Annotated in this window: 17 protein-coding genes; 14 read left to right on the top strand and 3 right to left on the bottom strand. The window is 58.2% G+C overall.

The genetic code is table 11. The features are described 5' to 3' along the window. The first annotated feature begins 122 nt into the window (after positions 1 to 122). Complete coding sequence (locus VK574_RS08020) at positions 123 to 320, top strand: hypothetical protein (protein WP_472799314.1); 198 nt, start codon at positions 123 to 125, stop codon at positions 318 to 320. A 23-nt stretch (positions 321 to 343) separates the two neighbouring features. Here the strand turns inward: VK574_RS08020 and glgX are convergent, their stop codons facing one another. Both glgX and VK574_RS08010 read right to left on the bottom strand, forming a co-directional pair. Then, on the bottom strand, positions 344 to 2,485 hold the full coding sequence (glgX, locus tag VK574_RS08015) for a glycogen debranching protein GlgX (protein ID WP_472799313.1): 2,142 nt from the start codon (positions 2,483 to 2,485) through the stop codon (positions 344 to 346). 65 nt (positions 2,486 to 2,550) lie between these two features. Then, positions 2,551 to 4,644 (bottom strand): PP2C family protein-serine/threonine phosphatase, encoded by a 2,094-nt coding sequence (locus VK574_RS08010; RefSeq protein ID WP_472799312.1) that lies wholly within the window; start codon positions 4,642 to 4,644, stop codon positions 2,551 to 2,553. 302 nt (positions 4,645 to 4,946) lie between these two features. Here VK574_RS08010 and VK574_RS08005 point away from each other — a divergent pair, with 302 nt between their 5' ends. From VK574_RS08005 to accC, 7 genes are all read left to right on the top strand, one after another. Beyond that, on the top strand, positions 4,947 to 6,359 hold the full coding sequence (locus VK574_RS08005; protein ID WP_472799311.1) for a M48 family metallopeptidase: 1,413 nt from the start codon (positions 4,947 to 4,949) through the stop codon (positions 6,357 to 6,359). Between the two features lie 213 nt (positions 6,360 to 6,572). After that, entirely contained in the window at positions 6,573 to 7,598 is a 1,026-nt protein-coding gene (locus VK574_RS08000) for a tetratricopeptide repeat protein (protein ID WP_472799310.1), read from the top strand. Between the two features lie 257 nt (positions 7,599 to 7,855). Continuing rightward, complete coding sequence (locus VK574_RS07995; protein ID WP_472799309.1) at positions 7,856 to 8,119, top strand: helix-turn-helix domain-containing protein; 264 nt, start codon at positions 7,856 to 7,858, stop codon at positions 8,117 to 8,119. A gap of 43 nt (positions 8,120 to 8,162) precedes the next feature. Then, a complete protein-coding gene (locus VK574_RS07990) occupies positions 8,163 to 9,314 on the top strand; it encodes an FG-GAP repeat domain-containing protein (protein ID WP_472799308.1) in 1,152 nt (383 codons plus the stop codon). A gap of 81 nt (positions 9,315 to 9,395) precedes the next feature. After that, the gene (locus VK574_RS07985) at positions 9,396 to 10,463 is read left to right on the top strand and encodes a M24 family metallopeptidase (RefSeq protein WP_472799307.1); all 1,068 of its coding nucleotides are present in this window, start codon (positions 9,396 to 9,398) and stop codon (positions 10,461 to 10,463) included. A gap of 38 nt (positions 10,464 to 10,501) precedes the next feature. Then, positions 10,502 to 10,984, top strand: coding sequence for an acetyl-CoA carboxylase biotin carboxyl carrier protein (gene accB, locus VK574_RS07980; protein ID WP_472799306.1), 483 nt, complete (start codon positions 10,502 to 10,504; stop codon positions 10,982 to 10,984). 138 nt (positions 10,985 to 11,122) lie between these two features. Beyond that, positions 11,123 to 12,475, top strand: a complete 1,353-nt coding sequence (accC, locus tag VK574_RS07975) for an acetyl-CoA carboxylase biotin carboxylase subunit (RefSeq protein ID WP_472799305.1) — start codon at positions 11,123 to 11,125, stop codon at positions 12,473 to 12,475. 147 nt (positions 12,476 to 12,622) lie between these two features. Here accC and VK574_RS07970 read toward each other — a convergent pair whose 3' ends face one another. Then, on the bottom strand, positions 12,623 to 14,044 hold the full coding sequence (locus tag VK574_RS07970) for a pyridoxal phosphate-dependent decarboxylase family protein (protein ID WP_472799304.1): 1,422 nt from the start codon (positions 14,042 to 14,044) through the stop codon (positions 12,623 to 12,625). A 202-nt stretch (positions 14,045 to 14,246) separates the two neighbouring features. Here VK574_RS07970 and VK574_RS07965 point away from each other — a divergent pair, with 202 nt between their 5' ends. The 6 genes from VK574_RS07965 (at position 14,247) to VK574_RS07940 (ending at position 22,667) form a co-directional block, all read left to right on the top strand. Further along, positions 14,247 to 16,607 carry a c-type cytochrome gene (locus tag VK574_RS07965; RefSeq protein ID WP_472799303.1) on the top strand — a complete coding sequence of 787 codons (2,361 nt, stop codon included), beginning with the start codon at positions 14,247 to 14,249 and terminating at the stop codon, positions 16,605 to 16,607. Positions 16,608 to 16,662: 55 nt separating this feature from the next. Further along, positions 16,663 to 18,108: an MBL fold metallo-hydrolase gene (locus VK574_RS07960; RefSeq protein WP_472799302.1), complete on the top strand. Its 1,446-nt coding sequence runs from the start codon at positions 16,663 to 16,665 to the stop codon at positions 18,106 to 18,108. Between the two features lie 74 nt (positions 18,109 to 18,182). Next, positions 18,183 to 18,680 carry a DinB family protein gene (locus VK574_RS07955; RefSeq protein WP_472799301.1) on the top strand — a complete coding sequence of 166 codons (498 nt, stop codon included), beginning with the start codon at positions 18,183 to 18,185 and terminating at the stop codon, positions 18,678 to 18,680. Between the two features lie 117 nt (positions 18,681 to 18,797). Beyond that, positions 18,798 to 19,439 (top strand): thiamine phosphate synthase, encoded by a 642-nt coding sequence (locus VK574_RS07950; protein ID WP_472799300.1) that lies wholly within the window; start codon positions 18,798 to 18,800, stop codon positions 19,437 to 19,439. Positions 19,440 to 19,518: 79 nt separating this feature from the next. Then, positions 19,519 to 21,087 carry an APC family permease gene (locus tag VK574_RS07945; RefSeq protein WP_472799299.1) on the top strand — a complete coding sequence of 523 codons (1,569 nt, stop codon included), beginning with the start codon at positions 19,519 to 19,521 and terminating at the stop codon, positions 21,085 to 21,087. A 41-nt stretch (positions 21,088 to 21,128) separates the two neighbouring features. Then, positions 21,129 to 22,667, top strand: coding sequence for an amino acid permease (locus VK574_RS07940; RefSeq protein ID WP_472799298.1), 1,539 nt, complete (start codon positions 21,129 to 21,131; stop codon positions 22,665 to 22,667). The last annotated feature ends 31 nt before the right edge of the window (positions 22,668 to 22,698 follow it).

The following is a 22,698-nucleotide window of genomic DNA, read 5'->3' as shown; positions in this document are numbered from 1 at the left end:
TCTCATCCCAGGTCATCTTTGTTCCGATCTCCTCTGTTGAAAGCAAACTCTGGTTCGCACGAGATGTTCGTGGTTGAAGGCTTGCATTTTCGTGGTATTTACTAGAGAGCGAGAGGAATCCAATGCCCGAATTTATCCGCAGCCTTTTCCCTCATATCACTGCAAAGTTGCTCGACGAGACAGGACAGGATCTGGTCGAGTATGGACTTACGATGGCCGTCGTCGCCCTGGGAAGTGTCGCGGGAATGAGTGCTGTCGCACAAAGCCTGAATCAGATCTTCCGCGCCGCGGGAACCCTGCTGACCAGTTCGATCTCCTAGCGGGAATCAATTCGCTTCCCCCATCAGAGTTCTGCGTCGCTGAGGAGTTTCAGCGCTCGGCCCCCCACGATCACCGAAGCGCGGACGGACGTATTCGCAAACGGATCGGCAATGTTTTCGGTATCGATCACCTGGCGCCATGGCTTCCCTCTCGGCGACTGAGGCAGTTTGAATTCAACTCCCTGATCAGCGGCATTAATCAGTAGCAGAAAGCTGTCGTCGATGATCCACTCACCATCCTCATCGGACACCTGAAGGGTGCAGCCGTTGAGGAGCAGGGCTATGGCCCGTGTCCAGCTTGCGTTCCATTCCTCGTCCGATACTTCGTTGCCGTCTGGATTGATCCACGCCGCATCCTTCTCCAAAAGCACAACCGAGCCGTCTGAGCGCCTGCGAACTTCACGGTCTTGAAAGAACTTCCGCCGGTGCAGATTAGGATGCGCGAGGCGAAGCTTGATGATATGGCAGGTAAATTCGCGAAGGCGCTTGCGGCTCTCGTCGAGATTCCAATCCATCCACGTCAGTTCATTGTCCTGGCAGTAGCAGTTGTTGTTGCCCATCTGGGAGCGCGCCACTTCATCTCCGCCGGCCAGCATCGGCACTCCCTGCGACAGCAACAGCGTTGTCAAAAAGTTCCGCATCTGCCTTTCGCGGAGAGTATTGACCGCAGGGTCATCTGTCGGTCCCTCGACTCCCATGTTCCACGAGTCGTTGTTGTCTGATCCGTCGCGATTCTCCTCGCCGTTGGCCTCGTTATGCTTCTCGTTGTAGCTCACCAGATCGCACAGTGTGAATCCATCGTGCGCAGTAATGAAGTTGATGCTCGCATAGGGCTTCCGGCCGTCGAACTGGTAGAGGTCGCTCGATCCCGTGAGCCGATACGCAAAATCGGACAGCTGCCCCGCATCGCCCTTCCAGAATCTGCGCACAGTGTCGCGATATTTCCCGTTCCATTCCGCCCACAAAACAGGGAACTGGCCTACCTGGTATCCGCCTTCGCCCACATCCCATGGCTCGGCGATCAGCTTCACTTCGGCCAGCGTCGGATCCTGATGGATCGTATCGAAGAATGACGACAGCTTGCTCACGTCGTGCAGTTCGCGCGCCAGCGTGGCCGCGAGATCAAAGCGAAACCCATCCACATGCATGTGCGTGACCCAGTAGCGCAGCGAGTCCATAATCATCTTCAATACTTGCGGATTGCGCACATTCAGCGAATTACCGGTGCCGGTATAGTCCATGTAGAACTGCGCATCGTCCTGCATGACTCGGTAGTACGTCAGGTTGTCGATGCCTTTCCAACTTAGCGCCGGCCCCATATGATTTCCTTCGCAGGTGTGGTTGTAGACCACGTCGAGAATCACCTCGATGCCTGCCGCATGCAGCGCCTTCACCATCTCCTTGAATTCGCGCACCTGGCCGCCGCGGTCGCCGCAGGAACAATAGCGCGCTGTGGGCGCGAAGTATCCCAGCGTGTTGTAGCCCCAGTAGTCGCTGAGCCCCTTCTCGACGAGATTCCCTTCATCGATGAAGTCGTGGATGGGCAGCAGCTCGACCGCGGTAATGCCGAGATTCTTGAGGTACTCGATGCTGGCCGGATGCGCGAGTCCCGCGTAGGTGCCGCGAAGGTTTTCGGGAATGTCGGGATTCCGGAAGCTGAAGCCCTTCACGTGCATTTCGTAGATCACGGAGTCCGGCAGCGGAGTTTCCGGTCGGAGATCGTCCGACCAGTCGAATGGATCGTGAATCACGACTGACTTCGGCACTCCACGTGCGCTGTCCTGCCCGTCGATTTTGAGCTGGTCGCCCGCAGCGACCTCGTAGGGAAAGACCGGCGCCTTCCAGTCAACTTGTCCCGCAATCGCCTTGGCGTAGGGATCGATGAGCGATTTTGACGGATTGAAGCGTACGCCGTGTTCGGGATCCCACGGCCCAAACACGCGGTAGTTGTAAAGCTGTCCCGGCTTGATGCCGCTGACAAACCCGTGCCAGACGAATGCAGTTCTTTCAATGAGCTTGACGCAGTCTGTCTCATTGCCGTCAGGGTCGTAGAAACACACGTCCACGCGCTCCGCGCCTTCTGAGAAGAGGGCGAAGTTCGTGCCTTTTCGATGAGCAGTCGATCCCAAGGGGAAGGGCTTACCGGGCAGCAACGTTCGGCTCATTATGAGCTTCGATGCACGCGGCTTAGGAGCCGTTGTTTGTCGAGGTTTCGAGGGCGAACAGATTGCTACGCCGCCATAGCCTTTGCCAGGCGCCGGATGGTGAGGACCGTAATGTCGTCTTCCTGTCCGAATGCTTTCGCTGCATCGGCAATATAAAACGCCGATTGATTGCTGAGATTGTGGACGCGATCGAAGCCGAACAATTCACCCGATCCAAGCCTTGCTTCGACCACACCGTCCGACATCATCAGCAGCCTGTCGCCCGGATGCAGGTAGAGTCGCACCTCGTCGTAGGTCACATCGGAGATCACGCCAAGCGGCAAGCCACCCGGCAGGCGAACCTCCTGCGTGTTCAGGTAGGGCGGCAGATGCCCGGCATTTGCCACAACGACCTCGCCGTCGGGCCCGAACCAAGCTACCTGGCAGGTCGTAAAGCTGCTTCCGATCAGCACGCGATTGAGCGACTCGAGAATGCGCGACGGGCTTTTCACTTCAGAGCGGCGCAGTGCGCCCATGAGCATGGAAACATTCATTGCGGCCTGCAGGCCGTGGCCTGCCACATCGCCGAGGATCACCAGCAATCCGCCGTCCGATGTCGGCTCGATATGGAAAAAGTCTCCGCCCACTTCATTCGCCGGGTTGTACACAGAGTCCACCTCGTACCCTGGTGTCTCGATCTTCTCGCGCGGAATCATCAGCTCCTGCACGCTGCGTGCCGCGGCCAGCTCACCGCTGGCACGCTCCTGCTCGTGGTGAATGCGGAGGAAGCGCACGAAGATGATGACGATAATCGCCAGCAAGCCGGTAAAGTCGGCGATTGCCGCGAAGTGAATAGGAATGGGTCCGGCCTGGATGGTAAGCGGGGACTTGTAGCTGCCGCCCCCGAAGTTGCCCATACCGCCGGTCAGGATCGGCTCCGCTATTCCCACCATGGTCAGCACAAGGGGAATCAGCAGCAGACCAGCTTCGAAGTTGCGTTTGATGGTGGCAACGATGAGGGTCAGGAAGACGAAGATTGCCCAGCCAATCATCCAGAAGATCGCGCAGACAAATACGATAAGGAGCACAACGCCGATTGCCTTGTTATGCCCGACCGTCAGAATTGTCGGAGCGATAAAAGCCAAAATGGGCGACGAGTAGCGCAGGCCCTTGATATACCAGCGCCGCTTCAGCGCCAGAAACGCCACAAGAAATTCGAAATACAGATAAGCGGAGATGAAAAGCAGTTGAAGATACAGCGCACCGTACCAGATGTTGTCGAGACGAGCCGAGCTTCCGGCCTGATCAATAATGCCGATCGGTACCTGCACCAGTTCGTGAAGCGCCAGCCACAGATACTCAGGATGACCTTTCTGGGTGAAGAAGAGCGTGACCAGAAAGACCGATAAGAACAAGAGCAGGATCGCGATCACCAGCCGCGGCAGCCGCTCAAACAGCGTCCGCACCGACCAGAGCTCAAGTGTCCTGTCGAGATCTTCACGGTTGCCGAGACGAAAAGTCCGGTTATAGAAGAAGTTGGTGTAACCGGTAAGGCCAAACGGGATGTAAAGCGTGCGAACCGCAAGCGTGAGCGAAGTCTCCGACGCAGGAATGTCCAGGTTGTAAAGGCGCGAGATCTGCTGGTATTTGAAGCTGTCCCCCGGATGCGGACCCTCCGGCAGAATCAACTTTCCGTTTGCATAGACATCCGCACCCGGGCCGGCATTCGTAAAGTTCATAGAGGCGCTTTGGGTGACTGGCAGCTCGATCAGCAGCGCGAGGGGTCCATGGTTCGGCTCAAGCTTCAAGTGGAGCCGAAACCATGCATACTTGTCCTCGCGGTCAGGATGGTCGGGATGGTCAGGTTCGTCCGACGGCTCGGTTACATCGGCGATAGTGCCTTTTCCGTTACGAACCGCCCAGCCGGAGTCGTCAAAAGCGGGGTTTGCTGCCGCAGGATCAGCAGAGATTCCAACCCGCCAGCCCCTGTCGAGAACGAGTGGTGAACCAAGACTGGAGGCATCGATAATCGAAGGAGCCTGTTCTGGTTTGGAGGGAACCTCGGCCTTGCGCGCGTGCCCGAATCCCGGAAAAGGCACTCGCGGATGCGTTTGTAGCGCAAAGGTTTGCACCGTAGCCAGCGTGAACACGGCAATGGCCCAAAACGATACCCGGCGCACATCTCCTCCAGAAATTCTTCGTGTTCTTCAATTTAATGCAGAGGGGTACGATGGCCCAAACAAAGTGGGCTTTTCGGCCAATTTCAACCTGATACCCCTCCGGGACGGGCGAGCGCGGCATTGGCAGGGAACCAGAGGCGGGGTTTACCCTTGCGAAAATGTTGTAAACCCGGCTGCCAACTCGGCGCATACTAACGTCTAATGACTAGAGCGAAGCGGCAGAAGTACGGGCAGTTGCATCGCAATGAACAGTGCAAACCGGCGAGTCAAAAAGTCACGAAGTCAGGTCCAGAGGTGAGGTCATGACGGCAGCATTCAGCAGTTTCAGGTCGGGAGTTATCGCAGCATTGGCGTTGGCCATGGCCACCGCGGTGAGCGCGCAATCCACACCTCAGTCGACGCCGGCGAGCGACCCGACGGCAGCCCCACCGGCTCAGACCACCCCGCAAGCGAATCCCCCGGCGACCACAACACCGCCTGCAACCGACCCTTCGGCGAAGCCCTCTCCCGGCACGACCCCGGTAGGTGGCGACACGCCTGCCCAGCCCGACGCCAACACCGGCAAAGCGCCTGCGCCGAAGGATAGCGCGGCCGCTCCCGATTGCGTTCCGTCTGATGACACAAGCGACAAGAAGGATAAGAAAAACAAAAAGAAGGATAAGGACAATCCCTGCCCCGCAGGAACCGAGCCCGTCAAGGGGGACGTGGCCGCGGCCAACGTCGATCCCGAAAAAGTGGTCGATGTGGGCAGCAATCCCACCAAGGTGAAGCCGGGCAGCATCGATGACGTGAGCGCCGTGGGCAATCGTGACATTGGAGGGCGCGGCTTAGGCAACTGGTATTCCACTGACACCGAGATCAAGATGGGCAAGATGTACGCCACCGAGATCGAGAAGAGCACGAAGTTCATCACCGATCCCACTGTCACCGAGTATGTGAACCGCATCGGCCAGAACATCGTCAAGAACTCCGATTGCAAGGTACCCTTCACGATCAAGGTCATTGATTCGGACGAAATCAACGCGATGGCTCTTCCCGGCGGCTTTTTCTACGTGAATTCAGGCCTCATCCTGAATGCCGACGAGGAAGCTGAAATCGCGGGCGTCATGGCCCACGAGATTGCCCACGTCTGCGCCCACCACGCCGTGCGCGAGCAGACGCGCATGAACTACGCGCAGCTCGGCACCATCCCGCTGATCATGATGACCGGCTATAGCTGGACTGGCTATGGTATCTATGAAGCCGTGCAATTCGCGGTTCCGATGACCTTCCTCAAGTTCTCACGCGACTTCGAGGCCCAGGCTGACTTCCTGGGCATCCAGTACATGTATCGTTCGGGCTACGATCCCCAGGCCTTCATCACGTTCTTTGAGAAGGTGCAGGCACTCGAGAAGCGTAAACCAGGTCTGGTGGCCAAAGCCTTCTCCGACCACCCCCAGACTCCGGATCGCATCCTGCACTCGCAGGAAGAGATAGCCAAGATATTGCCCGCGCGCGATGAGTATACGGTCACAACGTCGGAGTTCGATGACGTGAAGGCCCGGCTCGCGCGGATCGAAAACAAGCGCCGCCTGATTGACACCAAAGACAAGAACAAGCCCAGCCTGCGCCGCGCCAGCACCGGCGATACCAACACCAACCCTAATGGCCAGGCCGGCGACAACAGCGGCGATGACAGACCAACGCTTCACCGCCGCGACGATCAAAATCAATAAAAGCAGAACTCCTTCCTGGGAAGAAACGCCGCCGAACCTTCGGCGGCGTTCTTGTTTTTCCACCGCTGGGACAGGAAATTAGCGACTTTCAGTCAGAATGCGATTGCATCCACTTCGATTTCCGGGGTACAGTTCCTCCAATCTCACAGAATTTATGCCCCGCAACAGTTCCATTTGTCGCGGGCAACATACCTGAGTCCTGGAGGTCGGTCCATGCGCACCCCCGCCCATGCCTCACGGCCGGCAGCTACCGCAGCTGTAACGATTCTTGTCTGCTCTCTTGCACTCGCCCAGCCAACTCATGCACAGGAGTCCTCTCTCTCGCCTGCAGCCGGCTCAGCATCGATGCAACTGGCTCCCGAAGTCGAAATCAGCCTCGCCGGACTTGAAGCGAATCTCATGGCAGCAATTGACGCGAACGACCAGAAAGCCCAGGCGCTCGCACTGGACACGATCGGCGCTCTGTATTTCACTCACGGCAACCCGGCTCAAGCCCTGAAGCATTTTCAGCGGACGTTCGCGATCGTGCACAAGCTCGATGAGCCGATCGCCGAAGCAACAGCACTGTCCGACATTGGCGCCGCGAACTTCGCGCTTGGTCGCAATGAGGAAGCGCTCGACGCCTTCAAACAGGCGCTCCCTATCTGGCACAAGATGGGGAATTCAGATCACGAAGCCGCAATTCTCGGCGATATTGGCGAAGTCTTTCGTGCGCTCAACGATCAGGACGAAGCATTGCACTTCGACCAGAAGGCCCTGCCGTTGTACGAAACGGCCGGCAACCGCAACGGCCAAGCCGCGGTGCTCAACAATATAGGCCTTGTCTACTACGCGTCGAAGGACAAGAAGAAAGCGCTCGATGCATTTCTCAAAGCATGCGAAATGTATCACTCAGGCATGAATCTCTCCGGTGAAGCCAATGCACTGAATAACATTGGCGGAACTTATAACGCATTCGGAGAAACCAGGAAGGCACTTGATCCGTTTCAACAGGCCCTCGCGATCCAGCGTCAATTGGGCGACAAAAAAGGCGAAGCAACCACCTTGAACAATATGGGCACCGCTTACTCGCACCTGGGTGACGGACAGCGCGCCCTTGAGCTTTACGAGCAAGCGGAACCCGCCTTCCAGGCCGCAGGCGACGAGGTCGGGGCGAATACGGTGGCGAGGAACATCGAGCAGTTGTACGTCGACCGCCGTAAGCGCTCTTCTCCTGGAGAAAAACCAAAAGAGCGTTAGTGAGGGCTCGGGTTGATGCTTCGGCTGCCGGCGGGCACCATCTGGTTCACCGGTCCAACCCTTAGGGTGCGGCTCATCCGGCAAACACCACAGGTTGCGGTTTCCCGGCCTAACAATCACGTCCTGAAGCGGTTAGCACCCATCGGTACCGGGCAATACGCGGAGAATCCCCGAAAAACCCTTGAATTGCCAGGCAAAACCGCGATATAAACAGGGACACCGGCTCTCCTGCCGGAATCCCGCCTGGGGTGCCAGTCATGCGAAGCTCCGCCGCTCGATCCAACCTCCTTGTCCCTGAAATCCGCGAAGTGATGGATATACGCCAGGCGTCGGACTACCTAGGCATCTCCCCCGACACTCTCTACAAGTACGCCTCGGAGGGATTTGTCCCGGCTTTCAAGCTGGGGAATCGCTGGCGCTTCAAGCGCTCGCGCCTCGATGAGTGGATGGACCGCCAGTCGGAAATCCAGGCTGCCGAGTTCAATCCGGAGATGAAGAAGCCCGTCAAGCCCGCGATGTAACCGGGGCGCGTGATGTGGTCGCCTTCAAGGGAGGACAAGTCCCGTGAAGATCGTTTTGGCGACAACTCTGATTGTCGTACTGGGCTTCCTCTCAGGCGACTCAGCCTCCCGAACTCCCCAATTCCACCAAGTCTCCATTCACGTCGATCGCGGGCCGCGCTGGATTGCTGTCGCGGATGTGAATGACGACGGAAATCGCGATATTCTCGTGGCCAATGCGGATGCAGGCAGCGTCAGCGTTCTATTGGGCGACGGGAAGGGCATTTTTCATAACGCGTCTGGGTCACCTGTTGCTGCAGGGCATCTTCCGAACGACATCGCCGTCGCAGATATGAACGGAGACGGGAACCTGGATTTGGTGATTGCCAATCATCAGTCCCCCTATCTCACGATTCTTCTTGGAGACGGGACAGGAAAATTTGCGCCTGCACCCGGCTCGCCTTTTGATGTTCACTCGAATCCACATCCCCACGGTGTAGCTGCGGCGGATTTCGACGGCGACGGCAAACAGGATGTAGCAACAGACAGCTGGGGCTCCAATCAAATCGAGTTGCTGTCAGGCAACGGCAAAGGTGGACTTCGCCTGCCGGGCCACTTCTTTCCGGTGGGTCATCGGCCCTATGAGCGGTTGCGCACTGCAGACTTCAATCGCGACGGACATCCCGACATCGTTACGACAAATCTCGATGACGGGACGGTTTCAATTCTGCTCGGCGATGGAAAAGGCGGATTCGCTGAAGCACATGGCTCGCCCTTCGCGGCTGGAGCCAAACCGTGGCAGGTGTTCGTCGATGACGTCAATCATGATGGAAATGCGGACCTCATCACCATTCCCTATCAGCGCGACATTAGCAGTGCCTCTGAAAACGGAGTGACCGTGCTACTCGGAAACGGTCACGGATCGTTTTCGCCCATGTCCGGATCGCCACTTCCGTTAGGCGAATGCCGAGGAGCCAATGGTGTGACTGCCGGCGATCTTGGCAGCGGCAAAATCGTGATCGCGGTTGCGTGCGCGGAAAACAGGGAATTGATGTTGTTCGTGCCAGATGCTCAAGGGCGGTTCACCTCATTCCCGATCCCTGCAAAGGGCGGGTGGGGCGGCATCGCGATTGCGAAGCTGACCAAAGACAACCGCAGCGAAATCATTGCTGCCGACAATAACGACGGAACAATCACAATCTATTTTCCCGACTGAGATCGTGCAACGCGCGAGGTATTTGAGGTGCAAGGGCGCCGTGATATACCTTTCCGGATGGATCACGCACGCAGAATCGGGATGTTGCGTCGCCGCATAACGAAGGCTGGTCTTTCCAGCCTGCTTGTCACCCATCTTTCCGATGTTCGCTATCTCTCGGGATTCACCGGCTCCAGCGCTGCCCTTGCCATTACGCGGCGCAGCGCACGCCTATTCACTGACGGGCGTTACAAAACGCAGGCTAACGCGCAGGTGCAGGGAGCACAGGTTGAGATTGTTAGCGGCCCGTCCGCCATCGCGGCGGTGCAATGGCTGGCCGCACAACCCGGCGCCGAGTTCGCCGGCTTCGATCCGACCCACACCACGGTCGCCGAACTCACCCGCTTCCGCGCCGAGTTGCCGTCAAAACTGCGCCGAACCTTTCTCACCGCTCTTGGCGCTCCCATGATTGAACCGCTGCGTCTCGTCAAGGACGAAGATGAACTGAAGCTGATGTCGCAGGCAGCATTGGTCGGCTGCGAACTCTTCGAGCATATTCTCACCATGATCCGGCCCGGTATTCGCGAGGTCGATATTGCCGCGGAACTCGAATACCAGGCGCGACTCCACGGTGCGGAGGGCATGAGCTTCGAAACGATCGTTGCCTCCGGAGAACGTTCCGCAATGCCGCACGGAAAGGCATCGACCGCTCAGGTGCCGCGCAGAGGGTTCGTAACCCTCGACTTCGGTATAATCCGGGAGGGCTACTGCTCCGACATGACCCGTACTGTCTGCCTGGGCAAGCCAAAGGCAGAAGAACGAACCGCTTACGAAGCAGTACTGGAAGCGCAGGAGAGAGCGGTTTCCGCCGTGGCCGCCGGCGTTAGTTGCGCGGAAGTGGACGAGGCGGCGCGCAGCATCCTCCGCGAGGCGGGAATGGCGGATGCATTTTCGCATTCGACTGGCCATGGAGTCGGATTGGAGATCCACGAGTCGCCGCGAGTGGGGGCGGGACAGAAGACAAGGTTGCAGACGGGCATGGTTGTTACCATTGAACCCGGAGTGTATTGGCCGGGCAAGTTCGGCATTCGCATTGAAGACATGGTGGCCGTGACGCAATCCGGTGGCCAGGTGCTTACGCCGGCGCCCAAGGCTCTGATCGAACTTTGACTCGTTGACGCGCAATTGTGCGCAGGCAAAAGGAACGAATGAAACCACAGGACATCAAGGATCTTCAAGAACTGATCGAGTTCCTCAAAAAATATCAGGTTGCCGAATTCGACCTCGAGCGCGGCGATATCAAGATCCGGCTGAAATTTTCGCAGGCTGTGGCGCCCGCTGCCAGCGTTGCCGACCTGGCCCGGCTGGTAGCCGCGGCCCCGCCGGCCACAGCGTCTCCAGCGGCACAGCCCGCCGCAGTTCCGGCCGCACCTGCCGATCCCGATGCAGGCCTGCACATCGTCAAATCGCCCATCGTCGGGACTTACTACGGCTCGCCATCACCAGGCGCATCGCCCTTTGTCTCGCCCGGCGATCGGGTTGAAAAGGGCCAGGTGATCTGCATTGTTGAAGCCATGAAGCTGATGAATGAGATCGAAGCCGACGCTTCGGGCGAAGTGGTGAAATGCTTCATCAGCAACGGCCAGCCCATCGAGTTTGGTCAGCCCCTGTTCTCGATTCGCGAAGGTTAAAACAACAGCGGAGCGAACACCGCCAGCGGAGTTAGCGGTGTTAGCGCGCAAAAGCATCCCAAAGCAATAATGCTCTTTGATTGAATCGGCAGTTCCTGACTCCGCTAACTTTGCTACCCCTGATTTTTAAGGTTCTCAATGTTTCGTAAGGTCTTGGTTGCCAATCGCGGTGAAATCGCTCTGCGCGTGCTGAATGCGTGCCGCGAACTCGGAATTCGTACTGTCGCCGTTTATAGTGAGGCCGATCGCAATTCGCTTCACGTACGCTTTGCCGATGAAGCGATCTGCATCGGTCCGCCGCGCCCCGCCGATAGCTATCTCAACGTGCCTGCCGTCATCTCTGCCGCAGAAATTGCGAACGTTGATGCGATCCATCCCGGCTACGGGCTCCTCAGTGAGAACGCGAACTTCGCCGAAGTCTGCCGTGCGTCCAATATCAAGTTCATCGGACCGCCACCCGAAGTGACACGCCTGATGGGCGAAAAAGAAAAGGCCCGGCAGGCGATGAAGGAAGCCAAAGTTCCCATCCTCCCCGGTTCCGATGGCGTGCTCGCCACCGCCGAAGAAGCCCAGGATGTCGCCCGGGACATCGGCTATCCCGTCATCCTCAAAGCCAAGTCCGGCGGTGGTGGACGCGGCATGCGCATCGTGCGCACCAACGAGGAACTGCCCAACTTATTCCATGCCGCATCCACTGAAGCCGCCAACGCCTTCGGCAACGGCGAACTGTACATGGAAAAGTTCATTGAGCAGCCGCGCCACATCGAGTTCCAGATCCTCGCTGACGAACACGGCCATGTCACAACCCTGTTCGAGCGCGAGTGCTCGATCCAGCGCCGCCATCAGAAACTGATCGAAGAGGCACCTTCGCTGCAGGTCACACCTAAGATGCGCGAGGAGATCAGCAAGACTCTGTGCCATTGCCTCACCGAAATCGGCTACCAGAATGCCGGCACTGTCGAGTTCCTCATGGACGAGGACGGCAAGCTCTACTTCATTGAGATGAACACGCGCATCCAGGTGGAGCACCCGATCACAGAAGCCATTACCGGGATCGACTTGGTGAAGGCGCAACTACGCATTGCATCCGGCGAGCGTCTCAGCGCCATTCTGCCTTCAAAGATCGAGATGAAGGGCCACTCCATCGAGTGCCGCATCAACGCCGAGCACCCCGTGAAGTTCACGCCGTCAGCCGGCAAGATCACAGCGTTCAATGTTCCCGGCGGCAACGGCATCCGCGTGGATACCGCGCAATATGCCGAAGGCGTGGTGCCGCCTTACTACGATTCGCTCATCGCAAAGCTCATCGTGCACGGTGTCGACCGCGCCGAGGCCATCGCCAAGATGGAGCGCGCGCTCTCGCAATTCGTGGTGCAGGGAATTGACACGTCGATCTCGCTCCACCAGGAGATCTTCGCGGATGAGGATTTCCGCGCGGGCAAATTCGACACGAAGTTCATGGAGCGGTTCCTGGCCCGTCGGCAGGGCTAGTTTCCCTTCACTTCAGCCCATAAGGAGTTGTCATCTTGAGCGCAGCGCACCGAGTCGAAAGACCTGCCAAACACGCGACCTGTTTTGAGCTGAGATAACAGCGGCCTTCAGGCCGCTGAATACCACTTTCCGATGGGGAGAGGGCCTTCAGGCCTGGACCTTTGCAACCGATCGGCACTCCTCTCGCAACAACGCCAGCAACTGATCCATATGCTCCTCGCGCGTCCGAAAGTTCACTGGATTGATCCGGAACCACATCTTTCCCTTCAACTCTGTTGTTCCGATCCAGAATTTGCCGCTCTTCTCCACGCGCTCCGCAACGTCCGCGTGCAGTCTCATCGCATCGGATTCGGGTACCGGTTTATACCGAATGCAAATCGCGGACATGGGTGGATTGCTTGCCGCTTCGAACTCCGCATCATCCTTTGCCAGCGCGTAAAGATGTTGCGCCTGCCGCACGTTGTTGTCGATCCACTCGCCAATCTGCCGCCCGCCATACCGCTTGAAACTCATCCACACCTTCAGGCTGCGGAACCGTCGCGATTGCTCGAACCCATGCACGTAGTACTGGTACCGCTCCTTCGCGCCCTCCATCTCATCGGTCAGATATGCCGGCTTCATACCGAAAGAAGCCGTCAGCCTCTTCTCATCCTTAACCAGGACGGCTCCCGCATCGAGCGGCGCATAGAACCATTTGTGCGGATCGATGGTTATGGAATCCGCCAATTCAAGGCCAGCCCCATGCAGAGCGAAATCACGCGATAGCAGCATTCCGCCTCCGTAGGCTGCATCGGCGTGGAGCCACATGCCCTCCCGGTCGGCGATCCTCCTAAGCGTGCGGATATCATCGACGGCTCCCGTGTTGGTCGTTCCAAACATACTCACAATGCACATTGGCCGGATTCCATCCCTCTTGTCCTTCTCAATCGCGGCTTCGAGGGCGTCGATACGCACGCGAAACTCCACGTCGGTGGGGATCGCCCGATACGCGTTTCGTCCCAGTCCGATGGCATCGACTGCCTTGTCGACCGAGACGTGTCGCTCTTCTGAACCATAGATAGCCCAGCGATGCTGCACGCCGTCGTGTTGCGCGCGATCGCCCGAGGCCCAGTCGCGGGCCAGCTTCAGCCCGATGAAGTTGGCCATCATGCCGCCGCTTGTCAGGTTGCCTCCGGCCTGCTTGCCGTAACCTGCAAGATCCGTAAGCCAGCGCACGGTCTGTCTCTCCATCGCAACCGCCGAAGGCCCGATCGAGTAGACGCCAAGATTCTGATTCAACGCGGAGCAGATAAAGTCCCCAATCACTCCCACCGGATTCGGTGACGGCGTGATGAGTCCCATATATCCGGGATGGCCAACATGCGTGCAATAGGGAAGAAGCTTCTTCTGGAGTTCCTGCAATAGCTCTTCGAAGGGCTCAGGGTTGTCGGGCAACGGCTCTTCAAAGAGTCCATTGATGAACTTCGGATCCGCATCTGGGAAAACGGGCTTGTCCTCGATGCTCTCAAAATATTCCGACAACAGATCCACGACTTGATGTCCAAAAGTCTGGAATTCCTTCGCGTCCATTGGCCCTCCTGAATTTCGAGTGTAATGGAAACCCCAGAGCTGATGCCGCTGCTCGACTCCGCACCCAACGCGCAACCTCACCCGCCTGTCCGCATGCGCCACCCGAGCGTGTATTCTTGACCAGCCGAGCCAGATTGGGCCCGCCATCCGAATGCTTCCTGTTTCTATTCTCCGATTCGCAATTCAATCCGCAATTCTGTCGTTGGTCGCATTTGTTTCCGCGCCGATCTGTCTCGCGCAGTCGCAGACCGGATGGCCCGTCTACAACGGAGGGCTCGATGGGGATCACTACTCAAAGCTGACCCAGATCAACCGCGACAACGTGCACCTGCTCCAGCAGGCATGGAGCTACGATACCGGTGAACAGGGCGCAATCCAGACAAACCCACTCATCGTGGGCCGCACACTTTACGCCTATACGCCGAAGACCGAAGTCATCGCGCTCGACGCCGTCAACGGCAAATTGAAGTGGAAGTTCGACTCCGGCATCGTTGCCGGCCAGCCTGCGCGCGGCGTTACCTACTGGAACGACGGCCAGCGCGGTCGTATCTATGCCGGGGTGATGAACTTCCTGTTTTGCCTCGACGCCGAGACCGGCAAGGTCATCACGAGCTTCGGTGAGAACGGCCACATCGATCTGAGGAAAGGCCTCGTGATCGACGGTTTGAAAACGGACTTCAGCGCTCTCTCGATTGCGCTCACCACGCCGGGCGTCATTTACAAGGACATGATCATCGTCGGCGGACGCGAGCCCGAGGCGCATCCCGCACCGCCCGGATACATACAGGCCTTCGACCTGCGCACGGGGCAACTACGCTGGGTCTTCCACACCATTCCGCTGCCCGGTGAGCCTGGCTATGAAACATGGCCGAAGGATGCCTACAAAAATGCAGGCGCGGCCAACAACTGGACAGGCATGACGCTCGATGCCGAACACGGCATCCTCTATGCACCCACCGGTTCCGCGGTGATGGACTTCTATGGCGGCGATCGCCTCGGCAATGACCTATACGCCAACTCGCTGCTCGCGCTCGACACCAAAACAGGCAAGCGCCTCTGGCATTTCCAGGGAGTGCACCATGACATCTGGGATCGCGATTTTCCCTCGCCTCCCGCACTCTTCAGCGTTGAGCACAACGGCAAGCGCATCGACGCTATCGCGCAGACCACCAAGCAAGGATATCTCTACCTCTTCAACCGCATCACCGGCGAGCCGCTCTTTCCGATCCACGAGCTCAAGTATCCGCCGAGCACTGTTCCCGGCGAATTGACTTCCCCAACACAACCCAAGCCTGATGCACCCGAACCCTACGCGCGCCAGCAACTGACCGAAGACACTCTGACCACGCGTACGCCCGAAGCGCATGACTGGGCCGTCAAAACCTTTCGCACCTTTCGCAACGGTGGCCAGTTCTATCCTTTCGCGGTTGGGCAGCAGACGATCATCCTTCCCGGCTTCGATGGCGGCGGGGAGTGGGGCGGGCCCGCCATCGATCCTGTACATGCCGTTATCTACATCAACGCGACCGAGATGGCCTGGACCGGCGGCCTGGTCCCGAGCAAGGCAGGCAGTCCCGGCGAAGCTGTGTATCAGAGCCAGTGCGCCATGTGCCACGGCATCGATCGCGCCGGCGCGCCTCCGGCCTTTCCATCGCTGGTCGACATCGAAAAGCGCATGCCCGCCGATAAGGTGATCGACAAGATTCACCAGGGTGTTGGGCGCATGCCGTCGTTTCCGAATATCGAAGGCAAACGTCTCAATGCCCTCGTCTCCTATCTCCGCAGTGCAGGTGCGGCTGCCCCGCCGAAGGAATTGCAGGCTGCTCCTGCAGCCGAAAGCACTGCCAAGACAGCAACCGATCCGGCGGGCGCGAAGGCCTACAGCGAGGAGTGCGCAGCCTGCCACGGCGATCACCTCGAAGGGGTCGCACCATCGCCGCCTCTCGTTGGCCTTGGCGCACGCATGAACGCGGCGCAAACCACCGACATCATTCAGAAGGGCAAGAACCAGATGCCCGCGATGGATGTGAAAGGCTCTGAACTCGAAGCTCTGCTCCGTTTCCTCGCAGTCGCTCCGGCCGTGAAGCCGCAGGAGGCAAATCCGGAAGAGTGGTCGAATAAGTACATCTTCACCGGCTACCGCAAGTTTCTTGACCCCGACGGTTACCCGGCCATCGCGCCGCCGTGGGGAACGCTGAATGCCATCGATCTCAAAACCGGCAGGTATCTCTGGAAAGTTCCGCTCGGGAATTACCCCGCGCTCGCGGAGAAGGGAATGACGAACACCGGCACTGAGAACTACGGCGGCCCTGTGGTGACTGCGAGCGGCGTGCTCTTTATCGGTGCCACAGTCTACGATCACAAGTTGCGCGCCTTCAATACCCGCGACGGCAAATTGCTTTGGCAGGCCGATCTGCCTTTCGCCGGCGTGGCTACGCCCTCGACGTACATGATCGACGGCCGCCAGTACGTCGTGATCGCTGCGAGCAATGCGCGCACACCCAGCGCTCCGCAAGGCGGAGTCTATGTGGCATTCGCTCTTCCAGACACTTCGCCGAAATAGCCCTGAGATTCATGCTGACCGCTGCGAAAAGCCGGTGCTAGACTCGCAGGAGCCCATGATCCTGAAACAGTATTATCTCGGTTGCCTCGCGCATGCCTCGTACCTGCTTGGCGACGAACAGAGCGGCATCGCGGTGGTGGTCGACCCGCAGCGCGATATCCAACAGTATGTTGCGGACGCCGAGAAATTCGGGCTGCAGATCCGGCATGTTTTTTTGTCGCACTTTCACGCGGACTTTGTGGCAGGACACCTCGAGTTGCGCGATGCATGTGGCGCCAAAATTCACCTTGGCTCACGCGCGCAGGCGGAATACGCTTTCGTTCCGATGAATGATGGCGACACGCTCGAGTTTCCGGGCATGCGTCTGCAGGTGCTGCATACGCCCGGTCATACGATCGAGTCCATCTCGATTCTTGTATTCGATCTCGTCAAAGACAAAGCGAAACCGTTCGCCGTGCTCACCGGGGACACCCTCTTCATTGGCGACGTAGGGCGGCCTGACCTGCGTGCCTCCCTGGGCTGGACTGCGAATGAACTTGGCGGCCACCTCTATGACTCACTGCATAGCAAGCTGCTTCCGTTGCCCGACGAAGTGCTTGTCTATCCGGCACACGGAGCAGGTTCGCTCTGCGGCAAGAACCTTTCGTCTGACACGGTGTCGACGCTCGGCGATCAGCGCCGCTTCAACTACGCGCTCAAGCCGATGAGCAAGGAAGAATTCGTCCGGCTCGTGACCGCGGACCAGCCTGACGCACCCCCCTACTTCACATACGATGCCATCCTTAACACGCGGGAACGCGCCACACTCGATAAGGCACTCGAGGAAGGTCTAAAGCCGGTCGAACTCGACGAGGTTCTTCAACTCGGAGATAAGGGGGCACAGATTCTCGACGTGCGGGACCCGGCCGAATACGCCAAGGGCCATCTCGCGGGAAGCATCAACATCGGCCTCGGTGGACAGTACGCGACGTGGGCAGGCACGATCCTCGATCGCGCCAAGCCGATTTTGATCGTTGCCGAGCCGGGCCGCGAGCAGGAAGCTGCTCTACGCCTTGGCAGGATTGGGTTCGATCACATAATGGGCTACCTGCGTGGTGGCATGGCCGCGCTCGCCGACCGGCCCGACCTCGTCTGGCCAACGGAGCGCACAGGCGTTCTCATCGCGGCTGAGGAACTGGAGACCGGTGACCCGCCTTTTCTGCTGGACGTCCGCGGACCCGGCGAATGGGAAATGAAGCACATCAAGGGTAGCGTCAATTTGCCGCTCAATCACCTTCAGGAGCGCCTCAACGAAGTGCCGCGCAACCGACGGGTCGCGGTGCACTGCGCCGGCGGCTATCGGTCGTCTATCGCTGTCAGCATCCTGCACCAGCACGGCATCACTAACCTGACTGAAATCGCTGGGGGTCTCGCGGCGTGGGATGCGGCAGGTTTGCCGGTCATGTCGGAAACGGTGCAGCCGAGCGGGAATCCTGTTCACAACAGCAAAGAACCAGCTTAGATAATTATCGCTTTTTCTTCGCCTTTTCACAGGCACATGAGTTATGCTGACTTTCGCAACATGGAGGTTGCAACATGGACTTTCAAAAGGAACTTATTGCTGAGTACGACCGCGAGGCTGCCAGCACCCGGAAAATCCTCGAGGCTATTCCCGATGACGCCGATTTCGCCTGGAAACCCCATGCCAAGTCTGCCGCGCTGGGCGGTCTTGCTGGCCACGTCAGCGACACGACCGGTGATTGGGCTGTTCACACCCTTACTACCGATCGGCTCGATTGGTCTCCCGACATGAAATCCGAAACCCCGAAAACCAAGAAAGAACTGCTGGCGCGCTTTGACAAGCAGGTGGCGGAGGCCAAACCTGCGCTGGCAGCCATGACGCCCGCCAAATGGGATTCAAACTGGAAGTTCGTTGCTGGCGACCAGACCTGGATTGACGACACCAAGTACAACGTCTGGCGGACCTGGGTGCTCAACCACCTTGTCCATCACCGTGCACAACTCGGCGTCTACCTGCGCCTGCTTGATAAGAAGGTTCCCGGGATGTACGGCCCATCCGCTGATGAGATGTGAGAAGAACAGGGATTGGGGAACAGGGAATAGGAGGCCGGGATCGGACGGAATCTCGCCGAATCTCCGGCCTTTTTGCACGCAGGGCAGGCATCCGCTTGGCGGCTTTATCCTTGGTTCATGGAGTTTTCCTTTCCGAAGGTGTATCCGATTCTGGATTCGTCGATCATTCCATCGGCGCGGCGGGACGAGTTCCTCCACGAACTTGGATCTTCGCTGACTCGTGCCGGCGTGACGCTGCTCGAATACCGGAACAAAAACGGCGCAGACGAGGTGATTCTCGCCGACGCCAGGATTTTGCGCGCAGCGCTGCCTCCCGGAGAGGTAAAGTTGATTCTCGATGACAGGGTTGATCTGATTGATGCAACTGGATTTGACGGCGTGCATGTAGATGACGGAGATCGGACGCCTGCCGAGGCTCGCCGGCTGCTCGGACCCGACAGAATCATAGGCACCTTTGGCGGAAGTGACTCGCTGCTGCCCGGGATTCTGAAGGAGCCTGCGGATTATTTCGCGGTCGGCCCGGTTTTTGCAACGAGGACGAAGAAGACAGAGAAGGCGCCCATCGGCGTCGAGGGCGTCCGGCGGCTGCGCGAACAAGCCGGCCCCGATGTCATTCTAAGCGCCGCTGCCGGAATCACGCTCGAAACCGCAAAGGCTGTGCTCAACGCGGGTGCAAACATGGTTGCCGTAGCGGAAGCGATCTTTCGCGCGCAAGAGCCGGCGACGGAGTTCCAACGGTGGATTGAACTGCTCGGATGAAACGGGTACGCGGGACGGGCGCTGATTCGCCCAAAAATTACGCGAGACAATTGCTTTAAATTCAGATAAAACAAGCCCAGTGGCAACTCCCAAACTCACTTCTGATGTCTCAGCCGCAGCAATCCCCGTAGCGCCCAAAATGGTGCAGACGCTGGGATTGTTCAGCTCAACCGCGCTCGTTGCCGGCTCCATGATCGGGTCCGGCATTTTTCTTGTGGATGCAGAAATCGCGCGCACCGCTAACTCACCCGCGCTCGTCCTTGGCGCCTGGGTCGTTACCGGAATCCTGACGGTTATCGGCGCTCTGAGCTACGGAGAACTTGCCGCCATGATGCCCAAGGCCGGCGGCCAGTACGTCTATCTGCGCGAGTCGCTCGGGCCACTGTGGGGATTTCTTTACGGCTGGACGTTGTTTCTCGTGATTCAGACCGGGACTATTGCCGCAGTTTGCGTGGCTTTCGGCAAATTTCTCGGAGTTTTTTTCCCCTCAATTTCAACCACGCATTGGCTGTGGCATATCGCCCATGTTCCGCCTATCAAAATCGGACCGATGGTTTTGGGAAATATGGAAATAGGTGTCAACACTGCCAACCTCACCGGTATCGTCATCGTGTTCTTCCTGGCCTTCGTGAACATGTTTGGCCTGAAACTGGGCGCGCTGATCCAGAATGTGTTCACGTCTGCCAAAGCGCTGTCGCTCGCGGCATTAGTGCTGCTCACTCTCACTGTGGGGCGCAATGCGACCGCGATGGCCGCGAACTTCGGCGATGGCCTGGGCGAATTCTGGAAGAATGCTGGATGGGGCGCGATGCATCCCGTGCAGGTTGGAATCGGCGGGCCAATCGTTTTTGTAAATCTGCTTGTGATCCTCGCCGTGGTGCAGGTGGGTTCGCTTTTCTCTGCCGATGCCTGGAACAACATCACCTTTACTGCAGGGGAAGTGAAGAACCCGCGCCGCAACATTCCGCTCTCGCTCATTATGGGCACCGGCTTCGTGGTCACGGTCTACTTCCTCGCCACCCTCGGATACCTGATGGTGCTTCCAATGCACGGCGATCCGCACGGTGCGACAGCATTGGCGCGCGGCATGCAATTTGCCTCGGAAGATCGTGTGGGAACGGCAGCGCTGGAAGTGATATTTCACTCCGGCGGCGCGTACCTGATGGCCGCGGCGATCCTGGTTTCTACATTTGGATGTGCCAACGGCCTGTCGTTGGCGGGCGCGCGCGTCTACTACGCGATGAGCCAGGACGGCCTCTTCTTCAAATCCGTCGGCAAATTGAGCGAGAAATACAAGACACCGTCGGCAGGGCTTTTTGTGCAGGCCTGCTGGACGGCGCTGCTCTGCGTGTCGGGCTCCTACAGCCAGTTGCTCGACTACATCATCTTCGCCGTGCTGGTGTTCTACATCCTTACGATTCTCGGGCTATTCGTTCTGCGCGTGAAGCAGCCGAATACCAACCGTCCCTACAAGGCGCTCGGCTACCCGGTTCTGCCCGCGCTGTACATCGTCATGGCTTCCTGGATTTGTATCGTACTATTGCGTTACAAGCCCCAATACACATGGCCGGGCCTGGTTCTTGTTCTCCTGGGAATCCCGGTGTATCTTTTCTGGTCGCGGCGTTCGCAACCTCGAACGCAGGAATAGCAAACCGTACCTAAAGCCTTTGTGGAGGATGTCCCTCACTCATGTCCAAATTGCTACGAATCAAACCGATGTCGATGCTGACCCAAGAGGCCGCGGAACAGGGCGAACACACACTCAAGCGCTCGCTGGGCGCGCTCAATCTTGTCACGCTCGGCATTGGAGCAGTCATTGGCGCGGGCATCTTTACGCTCACCGGCCAGGCCGCAGCTCTGCGCGCAGGTCCTGCCGTGGCACTGAGCTTTGTAGTGGCCGGATTGACCTGCGCGTTTGCAGGTCTGTGCTACGCGGAATTCGCTTCGATCATTCCGATTGCTGGTTCGGCTTACACCTACGGCTATGCAACGCTCGGTGAACTGGTGGCATGGATTATTGGCTGGGACCTTTGCCTGGAGTACGCCTTCGGCGCATCTACCGTGGCGTCGGGCTGGGCGGGCTACTTCAACAGCCTCCTGCAGCAATTCCATATCTATCTTCCTCCGCAAATTACAGCTACCCCGGGCACGACGCTCGTTTTCTATCATGATCAATGGCTGCAGTTGATGTCGCTGCCTCCGGGCGTGAGCGATGCAGGCCTGCCGCACGCGACGGGAGTCGTCAACCTGATTGCCGTTGGCATTGTCATGGTTATCACTGCGATTCTGGTGATCGGCATCAAGGAGTCAGCCAACTTCAACTCCGCCGTCGTAATCATCAAGGTTACGATTGTGTGTATCTTCCTGGTGATTGGCGGCTGGTTTCTGTTCAAGCATCCTGAAGTCGCGAAGATGAACTGGCATCCGTTTGTGCCTCCACAAGACCAGAATGGAAACTTCGGCTGGGGTGGAATTCCAAAGGCAGCGGCATCGATCTTTTTCGCGTACATCGGTTTCGACGCGGTCTCGACTGCGGCGCAGGAAGCAAAGAATCCCAAGCGCGATATGCCGATCGGCATTCTTGGATCCCTGGTGGTCTGTACGATCCTTTACATCCTGGTGTCGCTTGTACTGACCGGGCTCGTGAGCTACAAGACGCTGAACGTGTCGGCGCCTGTTGCGCTGGCGATTGATGCGACCGGGGTTGGCTGGGGATCGCTGCTGGTGAAGATCGGCGCGGTGTTCGGGCTCGCTACGGTCATGTTGGTCATGTTGCTCGGCCAGACGCGGGTGTTCTACTCGATGTCAAAAGACGGACTGTTGCCGAAGTGGGCTTCAGCCGTGCATCCAAAATTCCGCACGCCGTGGATTACTACCATTGTGTTTGGCTCGTTCGCAGCCCTAATGCCGGCGTTCTTCAACATCGATGTTCTCTCTGAACTCGTCAACATCGGCACGCTGCTCGCTTTCACCATTGTGTCGGCCGGCGTCTGGGTGTTGCGGGTGCGCCATCCGCATATGGAACGTCCATTCAAGACGCCTTTTGTGCCACTTGTGCCGATTCTGGGTATTCTCTCCGCGGTTTACCTGATGACGCGCTTGATGCTCTTCACATGGGAAGTCATGATCGGCTGGCTAGTTATCGGACTGATTATCTACTTCGGATATTCGCTGAAACACAGCAAGGTGCAGCAGATGCCGGTTTCGCGGGCTGTGGACGGAGACTGAGTTCCAATCCTCTGCAAATAGCAACGGCCTC

The sequence above is a fragment of the Occallatibacter sp. genome (assembly GCF_035317045.1).
In the GTDB taxonomy this organism is placed as follows: domain Bacteria; phylum Acidobacteriota; class Terriglobia; order Terriglobales; family Acidobacteriaceae; genus Telmatobacter.
This window is presented reverse-complemented; position numbering and strand designations above follow the sequence as displayed.

Excerpts from the sequence above, each read along its gene's own strand:
- VK574_RS08020 (WP_472799314.1), top strand. The coding sequence starts at position 123 with ATGCCCGAATTTATCCGCAGCCTTTTCCCTCATATCACTGCAAAGTTG.
- glgX (WP_472799313.1), bottom strand. The coding sequence starts at position 2,485 with ATGAGCCGAACGTTGCTGCCCGGTAAGCCCTTCCCCTTGGGATCGACT.
- VK574_RS08005 (WP_472799311.1), top strand. The coding sequence starts at position 4,947 with ATGACGGCAGCATTCAGCAGTTTCAGGTCGGGAGTTATCGCAGCATTG.
- VK574_RS08000 (WP_472799310.1), top strand. The coding sequence starts at position 6,573 with ATGCGCACCCCCGCCCATGCCTCACGGCCGGCAGCTACCGCAGCTGTA.
- VK574_RS07995 (WP_472799309.1), top strand. The coding sequence starts at position 7,856 with ATGCGAAGCTCCGCCGCTCGATCCAACCTCCTTGTCCCTGAAATCCGC.
- VK574_RS07985 (WP_472799307.1), top strand. The coding sequence starts at position 9,396 with ATGTTGCGTCGCCGCATAACGAAGGCTGGTCTTTCCAGCCTGCTTGTC.
- accB (WP_472799306.1), top strand. The coding sequence starts at position 10,502 with ATGAAACCACAGGACATCAAGGATCTTCAAGAACTGATCGAGTTCCTC.
- accC (WP_472799305.1), top strand. The coding sequence starts at position 11,123 with ATGTTTCGTAAGGTCTTGGTTGCCAATCGCGGTGAAATCGCTCTGCGC.
- VK574_RS07970 (WP_472799304.1), bottom strand. The coding sequence starts at position 14,044 with ATGGACGCGAAGGAATTCCAGACTTTTGGACATCAAGTCGTGGATCTG.
- VK574_RS07960 (WP_472799302.1), top strand. The coding sequence starts at position 16,663 with ATGATCCTGAAACAGTATTATCTCGGTTGCCTCGCGCATGCCTCGTAC.
- VK574_RS07955 (WP_472799301.1), top strand. The coding sequence starts at position 18,183 with ATGGACTTTCAAAAGGAACTTATTGCTGAGTACGACCGCGAGGCTGCC.
- VK574_RS07950 (WP_472799300.1), top strand. The coding sequence starts at position 18,798 with ATGGAGTTTTCCTTTCCGAAGGTGTATCCGATTCTGGATTCGTCGATC.
- VK574_RS07940 (WP_472799298.1), top strand. The coding sequence starts at position 21,129 with ATGTCCAAATTGCTACGAATCAAACCGATGTCGATGCTGACCCAAGAG.